The organism is uncultured Parolsenella sp., assembly GCF_958346945.1.
Classification (GTDB): domain Bacteria; phylum Actinomycetota; class Coriobacteriia; order Coriobacteriales; family Atopobiaceae; genus Parolsenella.
Window position 1 is genome coordinate 98,404 of sequence record NZ_CATVTL010000003.1, and the last position, 12,585, is coordinate 110,988.

General features: G+C 67.2%; 12 protein-coding genes. 9 read left to right on the forward strand and 3 right to left on the reverse strand.

The genetic code is table 11. The features are described from left to right. Positions 1-34 precede the first annotated feature (34 nt). A complete protein-coding gene (locus Q3866_RS03355; protein WP_301829600.1) occupies positions 35-2,716 on the forward strand; it encodes an NTP transferase domain-containing protein in 2,682 nt (893 codons plus the stop codon). 268 nt (positions 2,717-2,984) lie between these two features. Here the strand turns inward: Q3866_RS03355 and Q3866_RS03360 are convergent, their stop codons facing one another. Beyond that, a complete protein-coding gene (locus Q3866_RS03360) occupies positions 2,985-4,346 on the reverse strand; it encodes a Na+/H+ antiporter NhaC family protein (protein ID WP_301829602.1) in 1,362 nt (453 codons plus the stop codon). Between the two features lie 167 nt (positions 4,347-4,513). Here Q3866_RS03360 and Q3866_RS03365 point away from each other — a divergent pair, with 167 nt between their 5' ends. From Q3866_RS03365 to Q3866_RS03380, 4 genes are all read left to right on the forward strand, one after another. Continuing rightward, positions 4,514-5,437 carry a LysR family transcriptional regulator gene (locus Q3866_RS03365; RefSeq protein WP_301829603.1) on the forward strand — a complete coding sequence of 308 codons (924 nt, stop codon included), beginning with the start codon at positions 4,514-4,516 and terminating at the stop codon, positions 5,435-5,437. Between the two features lie 78 nt (positions 5,438-5,515). Further along, positions 5,516-6,919: an MATE family efflux transporter gene (locus Q3866_RS03370; RefSeq protein ID WP_301829604.1), complete on the forward strand. Its 1,404-nt coding sequence runs from the start codon at positions 5,516-5,518 to the stop codon at positions 6,917-6,919. Positions 6,920-7,132: 213 nt separating this feature from the next. Further along, the gene (locus tag Q3866_RS03375; RefSeq protein WP_301829605.1) at positions 7,133-7,771 is read left to right on the forward strand and encodes a TetR family transcriptional regulator; all 639 of its coding nucleotides are present in this window, start codon (positions 7,133-7,135) and stop codon (positions 7,769-7,771) included. A gap of 94 nt (positions 7,772-7,865) precedes the next feature. After that, entirely contained in the window at positions 7,866-9,011 is a 1,146-nt protein-coding gene (locus Q3866_RS03380) for an aldo/keto reductase (RefSeq protein WP_301829608.1), read from the forward strand. A 92-nt stretch (positions 9,012-9,103) separates the two neighbouring features. Here the strand turns inward: Q3866_RS03380 and Q3866_RS03385 are convergent, their stop codons facing one another. After that, entirely contained in the window at positions 9,104-9,736 is a 633-nt protein-coding gene (locus tag Q3866_RS03385) for a flavodoxin family protein (protein WP_301829610.1), read from the reverse strand. A gap of 135 nt (positions 9,737-9,871) precedes the next feature. Here Q3866_RS03385 and Q3866_RS03390 point away from each other — a divergent pair, with 135 nt between their 5' ends. From Q3866_RS03390 to Q3866_RS03400, 3 genes are read left to right on the forward strand one after another with little or no spacing between them, the layout of a single operon-like run. After that, the gene (locus Q3866_RS03390; protein WP_301829612.1) at positions 9,872-10,036 is read left to right on the forward strand and encodes a hypothetical protein; all 165 of its coding nucleotides are present in this window, start codon (positions 9,872-9,874) and stop codon (positions 10,034-10,036) included. 3 nt (positions 10,037-10,039) lie between these two features. After that, the gene (locus Q3866_RS03395; RefSeq protein ID WP_301829709.1) at positions 10,040-10,591 is read left to right on the forward strand and encodes a DNA-3-methyladenine glycosylase; all 552 of its coding nucleotides are present in this window, start codon (positions 10,040-10,042) and stop codon (positions 10,589-10,591) included. After that, entirely contained in the window at positions 10,588-11,127 is a 540-nt protein-coding gene (locus Q3866_RS03400) for a methylated-DNA--[protein]-cysteine S-methyltransferase (protein ID WP_301829614.1), read from the forward strand. The genes Q3866_RS03395 and Q3866_RS03400 overlap by 4 nt, the downstream gene beginning before the upstream one ends. Positions 11,128-11,136: 9 nt before the next feature. On the opposite strand, the gene Q3866_RS03405 is transcribed toward Q3866_RS03400, so the two are convergent. Further along, positions 11,137-11,724: an NUDIX hydrolase gene (locus Q3866_RS03405; protein WP_301829616.1), complete on the reverse strand. Its 588-nt coding sequence runs from the start codon at positions 11,722-11,724 to the stop codon at positions 11,137-11,139. Between the two features lie 94 nt (positions 11,725-11,818). On the opposite strand from Q3866_RS03405, the gene Q3866_RS03410 reads away from it, so the two are divergent. Continuing rightward, positions 11,819-12,520, forward strand: a complete 702-nt coding sequence (locus Q3866_RS03410; RefSeq protein WP_301829618.1) for a hypothetical protein — start codon at positions 11,819-11,821, stop codon at positions 12,518-12,520. The last annotated feature ends 65 nt before the right edge of the window (positions 12,521-12,585 follow it).

Genomic DNA, 12,585 nt, shown 5'->3' on the forward strand with positions numbered 1-12,585 from the left:
ACCCTCCCCAACCACCCCAAGCAAGGAACAGCCCATGATCTCTCGCATCCAGTTCGACGTCCTCGCCTCGCTCGCGACCAAGCCCGCCACGACCCAGCGCGAGCTCGCCGCGAACGCCGGCCTGTCGCTCGGCTCCGCCAACCGCGCCGTGCGCGAGCTGCGGGGCCGCGGCCTTCTCGCAGAAGACCTCGCCCTCACGGACGCGGGCGCGGATCTGCTCGAACGCCACCGCGTGCGCGGGGCCATCATCCTGGCGGCCGGCATGGGCAGGCGCTTCGCGCCTCTTTCGTTCGAGCGCCCCAAGGCCCTCTTCCGCGTGCGCGGCGAGGTCCTCATCGAGCGCCTCATCCGCCAGCTGAGGGAGGCCGGCGTCGAGGACATCCACGTCGTCGTGGGCCCCATGAAGGAGAGCTTCTACTACCTCGAGGACAAGCTGGGCGTCACGCTCGTGCAGACCACCGAGTACGCCACGCGCAACAACCACGCGTCGCTCTTCGCCGCCCGCGAGTGGCTGGGCAACACCTACGTCTGCCCGTCGGACCAGTACTACGCTGAGAACCTCTTCAGCGCCTACGAGTGGCGCTCGTGCGCCACGGCCGTCGAGAGCCAGGGCCTGGGCCACGACGCCAAGACGGCGATCGAGCTGGGCGCGGGCGAGCGCATCGTGGGCAGCCGCAAGGGGGTCGACCACACCTGGCGCATGGACGGCCCCGCCTACCTCGACGAGGCCTTTGCCCGTGACTACCTCAAGATCCTCGCCGACGAGTACTACGCGCCCGACACCCTGGGCAAGCTGTGGGAGACGGTCTTCCTCGAGCACGCCGGCGAGCTGCCCATGTACGCGCGCAAGGTGGGCCCGGGCGTCATCAACGAGTTCGACTACCTGGGAGACCTGCGCTCCTTCGACGCCGACTTCTTCGAGAACGTCGACTCCACAATCCTCGACAACATCTGCGCCACGCTCGACTGCGAGCGCGGCGACATCACCGACGTGCGCCCGCTCGACGCGGGCCTCACCAACCTCTCGGTGCTCTTCTCGTGCAAGGGCCAGCGCTACGTCTACCGACACCCCGGCGCCGGCACCGACGAGATTGTGAACCGCAAGGCCGAGGCCTTCGCACTCGAGGCGGCGAGCCGCCTGGGCCTCGACACGTCGTTCGTCTACGAGGACTGGCACCAGGGCTGGAAGATCAGCCGCTTCATCTCGGGCTGCACCGAGTTCGACTATGCCAACCCCGCTCAGGTGGCCCACGCCATGCGCATCGCCCGCAAGCTCCACGAGTCGGGCGTGACGTCTCCCTGGAAGTTCGACTTCTACGACGAGGCCAAGAAGATCGTGCGCCTGCTCAAGGCGGAGGGCTGGCCGCTGCCGCCCGACTTCGAGGCGCGCAACCAGCAGATCGCCAAGCTCGTGGGGCCGCTTCGCGCGGGCGCCGGCAAGCCCGTGCTGTGCCACAACGACTTCTACGGCCCCAACCTGCTGGTGAGGGGTGACAACATCTGCCTCATCGACTGGGAGTACGCGGCCACGGGCGACTACGGCTGCGACATCGGCAACTTCATCGCGCAGGGCTCGGGCTACACGCTCGACGAGGCCCTCGCGATCCTGCCCAGCTACTTTGGCCGCGAGCCCACGGCCGAGGAACGCCTGCACTGCATCGCCGCCACGGCCGTCGTGGGCTGGTACTGGTACGTGTGGGCCCTCTTCAAGGAGTGCAAGGGCTCTCCGGTGGGCAAGTGGACGCGCATCTGGTACGACGCGGCCCGCGACTTTGGCCGCGCCGCCCAGCAGATGATCGACGAGAGCTGCAGCCGCCGCCGCGCCCTCACCCGCCCCGAGTTCGACGCGCTCGTCGCCTGCGAGGCGGGGCGCTCGGACAAGGCCGACGCGCGCGTACTCGAGAACCTCGCCATCGAGGGATTCGTGCGCAGGGCGTCCGGTCAGGACGAGGACGAGGCGGCCCGTCCCTACGAGATCACGACCGCCGGCTTCATGGCGCTCGAGCCCTACCGCGCCCGCCGTGCCGTGTTCTTCGCCGCGGGCTTTGGCAGCCGCATGCTGCCCATCACGGTGAACACTCCCAAGCCGCTCGTGCGCGTGCACGGCAAGCGCTTCATCGAGCGCCTGCTCGACGCCGTCATCGCCGTGGGCATCGAGGAGATCTACGTGGTGCGCGGCTACCTCGCAGACGAGTTTGACGTGCTGCTCAAGAAGTACCCTCAGGTCACCTTCATCGACAACCCGCTGTTCGACCAGACGAACAACATCTCGTCGGCAGTGGCGGCGAAGGACCACTTCGCAAACGCCTACGCCTTCGAGAGCGACCTGTATCTCACCGATCCGAGCTACATCAGCAAGTACCAGTACCGCTCGAACTACCTGGCGTTTCCGGTCGACAAGACCGAGGACTGGATGTTCAAGACAACCGAGGAGGGCCGCATCACGCGCCTTGCCAAGGGAAGTGACGGGCCCTGCTGGCAGATGGTGGGCCTCTCCTACTGGGACGGCGCGGACGGCGCGCGCCTCGCGGCAGACCTGCCCGAGGTGTTCGAGCAGGGCGAGGAGGAACGCCAGATCTTCTGGGACGACGTGCCCCTGCGCGTGCGCGCGGACGCCTACGACGTGCACGTGCGCGAGTGCGACCCCTCCCACATCGTCGAGATCGACTCGTTTGCCGAGCTGCAGGAGGTCGACCCGAGCTACCGCACGAAGTAGCGGCGCCCCATCGCGTCATCGGTTTGGCATGTCGTACGAATCACGCCATTGGTTTAGCACGTAGTGCGGGTCGCGCCATTGGTTTGACACGTCCCCGGCCTTCCAGACGTGTAAAACCAATGAGACGTAATTCAAAAACGTGCAGAACCGATGGGGCGTCTGCGAGAAGGGCGAGAAGCGCGGGGCAATCGGGGCGTCAGCAAATCGAACGACACACCGGGCCGTTAACGAGCCACGTAAATCAGCGAGACAGGCGGCCGGGCGAGCGCTACGCCGCGGCGCCCAGGGTGAGGCGCACGAGGCCGCGCGAGACCTTCGAGGCGCGCGATCCACGGCGGCCCGCAAGCGAGGCCGCGAGGTGCCAGACGGGAATGAGCCACAGGTAGAAGGCCGCAAGCCAGCAGGTGGCGGGGGCGGCGCACATGCTCGCCACCGCGCTGCAGGCGGCAGACCACGGGACGAGCGGCGACACGACGACGGCCGAGTCCTCGAGGTCAAGGGCGAGCTCGCGGTCGCTCCCCTCGACGCCCGCGCACAGCTCGTGGGCGAGCATCGTGCCCAGCGTCTGGTTGCAGGCCACCATCGAGGCGGGCACCACCACGGCGAGCACCGCCCCAAAGGGCGTGAGGGTGTCGGCGAGCGCGTCGACATGGCCGCGCACGCCGTCGAGCAGGCCGGTTCCCTCGAAGAGGCCCGCGAAGCTCGAGCTCAGGCACACGATGGCCGTGACGTTCGCCATCGACAAGATGCCGCCGCCGCTCATGATGCGCGCCACGCCAGGATCGGCTGGCACGTAGCCAAAGACGCTCGCCTGGAGCAGCTCGGCAGGCGCCACGCCGCGGACGAGCACGCACACGATGGCCGCCAGGGCAATGCTCGCGGCCATCGACCGCTTCATGCCCACCTTGAGAAGCGGCAGCACGAGCACGGGCACCACGGGCAGCAGGGCCACGACGCCCTGGCTGAAGTAGGACGCGAGCACCCCCGACACCGCGCCCGCATCTCCCGAGGTCGCAGGCGCAAGCGCCACCCCCAGCACGCCATAGGCCGCGGCCGCGACGACGAGCGGCACAAGCGAGGAGCGCATCATCGCGCGGAAGTTGCCGCCAAGCGACGTGTGGGTAATCGAGCGCACGAGCAGCGAGCTCGAGCTCATGGGCGAGACGCGGTCGCCATAGTAGGCGCCGGCGAGCACCGCGCCACCGCAGAGCAGCGCGTTTGCACCCATAGAGTGGGCCATCGTCATGCAGACGACGCCCATCGTGGCCGCGGTGCCAAAGGCCGTGCCCATGAGAAACGACATGAGCGACGTGAGGGCAAAGGTCGCAAGCGGGGCGGCCGCGGGCGTCACGAGGGGCGACGCCATGACCACGACCTGCGAGATGGTGCCGCTCGCGCGCCACAGGGCGGTGAGGATGCCGATGAGCACGAAGCTCTCGATGACGCCGCGCGCGGTCGAGACGCCCGAGAGGGCCATGCGAACGAGCTCGGCCGGGTCGTGGCCACGCATGAGCCCATAGCCATAGAAGAGGATGAATCCCACGGAGAGCGGAACCGTCACCGCCACTCCGGCGGCGACGAAGACGATGAGCTGAAGGCAGAAGACGGCAAGGACAACCAGCTCGAGCATGAAGCGCGGCTCCTCAGGGACGAGGTGGGCAGATGCGCGCGGCCGGAGGGATGTTTGGAAGGTAGGACGACCGCGCATAGAGCACTATCGACCCAGACGAACACGGTTTCAAACTGTTATTCTCGATAGCTGATACAAACGATTCTTGTGAGACAGAGGGGGTCAACGTGAACTTCCAGACCATGGAGTACTTCTGCGCCATTGCCGAGCAGGGCAGCTTCACGCGGGCCGCGGCGGCGCTGCACGTGACCCAGCAGACGCTCTCGGCCCACATCGCCGGCGTCGAGCGCGAGCTGGGCTGCAAGCTCATCGTGCGCAGCAACCCCCTGCGCCTCACGCACGAGGGGCAGACCTTCCTCGTCCACGCCAAGCGCCTCACCCGCGAGCTCGACGACATGCGCCGCGAGGTGGCGGGCCCCGACAACCTGCAGGCGGGCACCCTGCGCGTGGGTATCTCGTTCACGCGCGGGCGCACGGTGCTGCCGCCCGTCATCGAGCGCTTCTGCGAGCAGTACCCCAACGTGTGCGTCGACCTGCGCGAGGACACCAACGAGGGCATCCTGCGCGGCCTGCTCGCCCGCCAGGTCGACGTGGCGTTTGGCGTGCTGCCGGCAAGCAGCGCGCGCATCGAGTCGCACCCGCTCTTCCGCGAGCGCATGGTGCTTCTCGCCACCACCGAGCTGCTCGAGTGTCACGGCGTCGACCCCCAGGCGCTCGCCGAGCCCCTGGGCCGCGGCGACGTGAGCCCGCTCTCGGGATGCCCCTTCGTGCTGAGCCCGCCCGAGGACATCACGGGCCGCCTGGGCCTCGAGCTCATCGCGCGCGCCGGCTTTCGCCCCAAGGTGCGCGCCTACTCGCGCAACATGGCGACCCTGCTGTCGCTGGCCCTGCGCGGCGTGGGCGTCTGCGTGTGCCCCAAGGACCTGCTCGACGACACCAGGACGCCCGAGCAGGCCCGCGGCCTCACGGTCTTTGACCTGGGGCAGGACGCCACCTACGCCATCGACTACGCCCTGCCGGCAGACTCGTGGCGCTGGCCCGTGGCCGAGCGCTTCGTGGAGCTTGCCCTCGAGCACGTGGAGAGTATGTAAACCTTAAGGTTCGCGCCACCACAAGTAACGCCGCGTCACTAGACTAGACGGGCACGCAGACAGTCGAACGGGAGTGGTATGGCAGCAGAGGCAGAGGCGCACAAGAGCGAGCGCGAGCAGGGGCGCAGGCACGGGGAGCTGCAGATCCTCACGGGGTCGCTGTGGAGAAACATCCCGCTCTTTGCCCTGCCCGTGGCCCTCACCGGCATCCTCGAGCAGCTCTCGAACCTCATCTCGGTCGTCATGGTGGGCCACTTCACCGGAGACGGCGGCGCGCTCGGCATGGCGGCCGTGGGCTCCAACACGCCCATCTCGTCGCTCATCCTCAACCTGTTCATCGGCGTGGCGCTGGGCTCCAACGTCGTAATCGCCAACGCCATCGGCGCGGGCGACGAGGCCACCGTACGCCGCGCCTCGCACACCTCGGTCGCCATGGCGGCACTCGGCGTCGTCGTGACCATCCTGGGTGAGCTCGCCGCAGCACCCCTCCTCCATCTGCTCAACGTCCCGCCCGACGCCTTCGACCTGGCGCTGCTCTTCTTCCGCATCTACCTGCTGGGCATGCCCTCGATCCTGCTCTACAACTTCGAGGCGGCGATCCTTCGCAGCATCGGCGTCACCAAGATGCCCCTGCAGACGCTCGCCTTCTCGGCCGTGCTCAACGTGGCCCTCGACTTCGCCTTCATCCCGGGGCTGGGCTGGGGCGTGGCGGGAAGCGCCATCGCCACCGTCATCAGCTACACGGCAAGCGCGGCGATCCTCTTCTGGCGCCTCATGCGCATCGACGCACCCGTGCGCATCACGCCCTCACAGATTGGCATCGACCGCGGGGTGCTGGGCCGCATCGTACGCATCGGCCTTCCGGCAGGCCTGCAGAGCGCGGTCTTTGCCGTGGCCAACGTTGTCATCCAGTCGAGCATCAACAGCCTGGGCACCGAGGTCATGGCAGCCTCGAGCGCGGCGCTCTCGCTCGAGTACGTCTGCTACAACCTCGTGAACTCGTTCTCCCAGGCCTGCACCACGTTCGTGAGCCAGAACTTTGGCGCGCGAAACATCGGCCGCTGCCTCGCCTCGTTCAAGGTGGCGCTTGCCGAGGACCTGCTCGTCTGCGGCGCGATGATTGCCGTGTTGGTAGTCTTTGGCCGCCAGATCCTGTCGCTGTTCAACGGCGACCCGCAGGTCGTGAGCATCGGCTACGTGCGCGTTTGCTACATCATCCCGTCCTACGTCTTCAGCCTCACCTACGAGAACATCAGCGGCTACCTACGCGGGTTTGGCATCTCGCTCACGCCGGCGCTCATCACCACGGTGTGCGTCTGCGGCTCGCGCTTCCTGTGGGTGCTCTTCGTGTTCCCCGCGCACCCCACGTTCGCGACGGTCATGATGATCTACCCCATCAGCCTCGCGCTCACGTGCTTCTCGGTCTTCGTGGCCCTCATGGTGTGCCGCCCCGCCCGCGTCTACGGCCTCAGGCGCGCGTAGCCACCAATCGGCCGGCGCGGACCCAACGCGCCAAGCCGCGGACCGCACCCGCCTTATCGGCTCTCCGGCCACGTACGTGCGCGGCGCGGCATCACGCCGGTCTCCCCCGCACGCCCGCCGTCTTACGTTCGCGGCCTTGCCCGCGCGTACCTCGCAACGCGCCCGTTGCGCTACCATAAGGCTACACACCGTCACTTGCGAGGAGAACGCAGCATGACCGAGTTTCAGCGCGCGAGAAGCGCCGAGCAGAAGTGCCGACGCGTGGAGCAGATCAAGGGCGCGGCGGGAGAGCTGTTCGAGCAGCATCCCTACCACCAGATCACACTCACCACGATCGCCAAGCAGCTTGGCTGGTCGCGCGCGAACCTCTACAAGTACGTGCGCACCAAGGAAGAGATCTTCCTGCTCATCATGGCCGACCTGCGCGACGCCTACACAGCGGACCTGCTCGACGCCATGGCGTCGCTTCCCACGCCAGAAGACGCGGCGGCCGCGTGGACCGACGTCTGCTGCCGGCACCGCCGCTACTTCCGCTACGCAGACCTGCTCTTCACCGTCATCGAGACCAACGTGAGCGTCGAGGCCCTCATGGCCTTCAAGCGCGGCTACTACGAGCACCTGGACGAGACGAACGCCCGGCTCTCGCGCGCCCTGGGCGTGCCGGCTGAGCGCTGCGAGGAGCTTGCCAACACTATCTACCACCACGCCGTGGGGCTGTCGGGGTCGTGCCTCAACAACCCGCTCGTGCGCGAGGCGGTGGCCCAGTTGGGCGTCGTGCGTGAGCCGGTGGACTTCGGGGCGCAGATGGCAGACTTCATCGCCATGTGCCTCGCGTGGTATCGCAGGAACTAGGGTTTCGCGCGGGCCCGCACGCCCGCGACCAGCACAGACATGCCGGGCGGCACGCGGGGACGGGCCTGCCGGGCACAACGGGAGAGGAGCCAGCATGGCGCAGTACTCGATTGGACCGGACGGGGCGCAGGGCATCAAGAAGCTGGGCTTTGGCCTCATGCGCCTCCCCAAGGCGGGAGAGGCGATCGACGTCGAGCAGACCAAGCGGATGGTCGACCTGTTCATAGACGCCGGCTTCACCTACTTCGACACCGCCTGGGCCTACGCCGGCAGCGAGGAGGCCATCGCCCAAGCCCTCGTGCAGCGCTACCCACGCGAGAGCTTCCAGCTGGCCACCAAGGCGGCGCCCTGGATCAGCTGCGAGAGCCGCGACGACGCCATCACCCAGCTCGAGACCTCGCTCAAGAAGACCGGAGCGGGCTACTTCGACTTCTACCTGCTCCACAACCTGGGCGAGTTCCGCACGCACTTCTTTGACGACTGGGGCATGTGGGACTGGATCTTGGAGAAGAAGCGCGAGGGCGTCATCCGCCACGCGGGCTTCTCGTTCCACTCCACGCCCGAGGAGCTCGACGAGTTGCTCACTTCGCACCCCGAGATGGAGTTCGTGCAGCTGCAGATCAACTACGCAGACTGGGACAACCCCGCCGTGCAGAGCCGCCGCTGCTACGAGGTGGCGCGCAAGCACCACAAGCCCGTTGTCATCATGGAGCCCGTCAAGGGCGGCATGCTCGCGAACCCGCCCGAGCAGGTTGCCCGCGTCCTCACCCAGGCTGAGCCGGGCTCCAGCGTCGCCAGCTGGGCCATCCGCTTCGCCGCGAGCCTGCCGGGCGTCATCACGGTGCTCTCCGGCATGAGCAACGTGGAGCAGATGCGCGACAACCTCTCCTACATGGCGACGTTCGAGGGACTCACGGACGAGCAGCGCACGGCGCTCGACGAGGCGCGCGCCGAGCTTGCCAAGATTCCCCTCATCCCCTGCACGCGCTGCAACTACTGCGCCAAGGTGTGCCCCAAGGACATCGGAATCTCCGGCACCTTCACGGCCATGAACATGCTCACGCTCTACGACAACCCCGAGACCGCCAAGAAGGAGCGCTCCTGGCAGGTCGAGAAGCACGGGCACCTGCCCGCGGACGACTGCCCGCGCTGCGGCAAGTGCGAGCAGGCATGCCCGCAGCACATCAAGATCCGAGAGGAGCTCGCGCGCTCTGTCGAGGTGTTCGGGCCTGCCAGGTAGGCCGATCCCCGCGCACGACCATAGCGAGCGTCCCCATCGGCGCGTCCGCGGCCAGGTGCCCCGGACGCGCCTTCCCATGAAGCAGAAAGCCGCTAGCGGATGAAGTTCGTCCAGGAGCGCGGCTCGGCCACGGGCTCGATGCCCGCGGCACGTCCCGCCTCGATGCAGCGCAGCATCCAGGCCATGTTGTGGCCCAGCTGCCGCATCACCGACAGGCCCTCCTCGTCCTGCTCGACGTCCTCGGCGCTGTTGCCATGGACGTTGTTCCAGTAGTACGAGCTCACAATGGGCATCTGCGAGATGGTGAAGAAGCGGTTAATGTCATCGAACGACACCGTGGTGCCGGCGCGTCGGGCACTCACCACGGCTGCGGCCGGCTTGTGGGCAAGCACGTTGGGCGTGCCGGCGCGCCCGTTCGAGTAGAACAGACGGTCCATGAACCCCAGCAGCGAGGACGCGGCGTGGGCATAGTGCACGGGAGCACCGAACACGAAGCCGTCGGCCTCGGCGGCCCTTGCCCTGAACTCGTTCACAACCTCCCCGAACGCGCACTCCCCCGTCTTGCCGCAGGCGCCGCACGCCACGCAGCCGCCCTGCGGCTTGGCGCCGATCCAGAAGATCTCCGCCTCCACGCCGTCCGCCTCGAGCGCGCGGGCAACCTCCTCGAGCGCGCGGTTCGTGCACCCATACTTGTGCGGGCTTCCGTTCACGAGCATGACCTTCATGCGAGGCTCCTCTCCTCACGCCGCTCCCCGGCGGCGCCGTTGGTTGTGTCGAGTATACCCGGCGCACGATTTCTATTGCAGCAGAATCGAACATATGTATGATATAGGCCAACAGGCGATCGGACGGAGGCCACGATGCCCACGTACTTCAGCTACACGAGCGAGGCCACGGACTATCTCTCCTCAAGAGATAGACGGCTGGGCCGGGCGATTGCGGCCGTGGAGGAGACGTGCGGCCACATACTTAGAGAGACCGACGAGGACCTCTTCTCCGCCGTCATCCACCACATCGTGGGATAGCAGATCTCGAGCGCGGCGCAGCGCACGGTATGGGAGCGGCTTCGCGCGTCGCTCGGAAGCGTATGTCCCGAGCGCGTAGACCGAGCGAGTGCCGAGGAGCTGCAGTCATGCGGCATGACGTTCAAGAAGGCCGAGTACATCAAGGACTTCGCAAGGAAGGTCAACTGCCATGAGTTCGACCTCGCGGCCGTGGAGCGCATGGACGACGCCGATGCCATAACGGCGCTCTGCTCGCTTAGGGGCGTCGGTGTCTGGACGGCAGAGATGCTTCTGCTCTTCTGCCTTGAGCGGCCAGACGTCCTGAGCTTCGACGACCTGGCAATCCAGCGCGGCATGCGCATGGTCTATCACCACCGCAAGGTCACCCGCGAGCAATTCGAGCGCTATCGACGCAGGTACAGCCCGTATGGCAGCGTTGCGAGCCTGTATCTGTGGGCCATCGCCGGTGGCCAGTTCCCAGGGTTCGAGAAGGACTACGCCCCGCTCACGGATGCGCAGAGAAAGGCACGCAGGCGCTCACGTGACAAGGCAAGGAGGAAGGAATCGAGCAAATGATGTACTCGACGTACGAGCCCACCCTCATCGCTCCGCTCGTGCTTGGGAGCGAGGACGGCACGAGCCTGTGCGCCTGCCAGTTCACGTCCGGCAGGGACGCCGCCAAGTTTTGCTGGGACGGCGCCGAGCGCAGCGACCAGGCGCCCGTCTTCTGCCAAGCCCGCTCCTGGCTTGACCGATACTTCGCGGGCGAGGCGCCAGACCCCACACGGCTTTGTCTCGCACCGCGCGGCACGACGTTCCAACAGGCCGTCTGGGAGGCGCTTCTCACCATCCCCTACGGGCAGACGGTCACCTACGGCTGGGTGGCGAGGCGCGTCTCGGACATGTGCGGCTCCAGAACGTCGCCGCGCGCGGTCGGCGGCGCGGTGGGTGCCAACCCCATCGGCATCATCGTCCCCTGCCATCGCGTCGTGGGCGCGGACGGAAGCCTCACGGGGTTTGGCGGGGGCATCAAGGCCAAGGTGGCCCTTCTTGAGCACGAGGGCGTTGCCCTCACGGGGCTCACGGTCCCCACACGCGGCACGGCGCTCTAGGGGCTCGTCTCAGCCCAGCAGGCCCGCGTCGCGGAGTTCGCGCGTCCTGGCGATGAGCTTCTCGTACACGCGCTCGCACATCCAGGGCTCGCTCGAGAGGGCGAAGACCTCATCGAGCGCAACCCAGCGCACGTCGCTGTTCTCGTCCGGCTTTTTGCGCAGGGCCAGCGAGGGGTCTGCAACGAACAGGTACGTCACGTTGAGGTGAAGGTGAGACCCCACATAGTGCCCTCGCTTCACGTGGCCATCCACCGTGAGCACCTCGAGCGAGGCGATGCCGCCCGCACCCGCGTCCACGAGGCGGGCGCGGGTCACACCCGTCTCCTCGGCGAGCTCGCGGGCCGCGACGGCGGCAAGGTCAAGCTCGCCGTCCGCATGCCCGCCCACCCAGCTCCACGAGTCGTAGATGTTGTGGTAGCACAGAAGCACCCGCTCGCCCGCCGCATCCACGGTCCAGGCGCTCGTCGTGAGGTGCGCGAGCGAGCTGCGGTCCGCCACGTGCGGGTCGTGCGCGAGACGTCCCAGAATGAGCTCTCGGTCCACGTGCTCCTGCTCGTTCACGGGTTGGTACGCCATGACGTCCTCTGCAAGTCCCATACCGTCTCCTTTTCGCCTTGCAGTGCTCATTACCTGCGAGGATACATATTGTCCGCAGCTGGCGCTAGACTCGACGCAAGGATTGGAGGACACCATGAGGCACAGCACGCTGTTCGGTCTTCTCGGCATCGCAATCGCCGGGCCCGCCAGCTCCGCATGCAGCCTGGCCATGGCCCCGAAGCCAAAGCCGACGCCCACCTACGTGAACATCAGGCTGGCAGAGAGCCAGCTCGCCACGAAGCAGCGGCAGCTTGCGGACAACCAGGCAAGGATAGACGCCATGACGCAGCCCTCCACCACCGAGGTCGCACAGACCGAGGACCTCCCCACGACGAACCCCCGTGGCATTCCCGTTGCGCACGCGATGCCCTGGAAGGGCATGCCCGCCACCCTCATTGGCAGCACCTACCTCGGAGAGCCCGACGAGACGGGCGACGTCATCGACGGTGGCCTGCTCGACGGCGGCACGCCCTACTACTGGCGCTCGCGCAACGAGAAGCGCGAGCGCGTGTTCGAGGCCGTCGTGCGAGACGGTGAGGTCATCGACGTCTCCAGGTGGAACCAGGGCACAAACTACTGGCCCGAGAGCACCTCGCTCAACGCCGATGCCCTTCCCATCCTCGATGCCTCTGGCGCAAGAAGCGACGTGTCGTCCGGCGCTCCGGACCTCCCAGACCCCAACGACTATGACAACCCCGACGACTACGAGGCAGACGCCGAGGACTACTTCACCTGGCTCGGATGCGATGACCCCGCCCAGGCCGCATACCTCTACTGGGAGAGCATCGCCGGCTAAGCGCCCCCGAGGGGGCGTAGCCCTCTGGGCACCAACCACCCACCGCACCCCAGACAAAGAGAGGG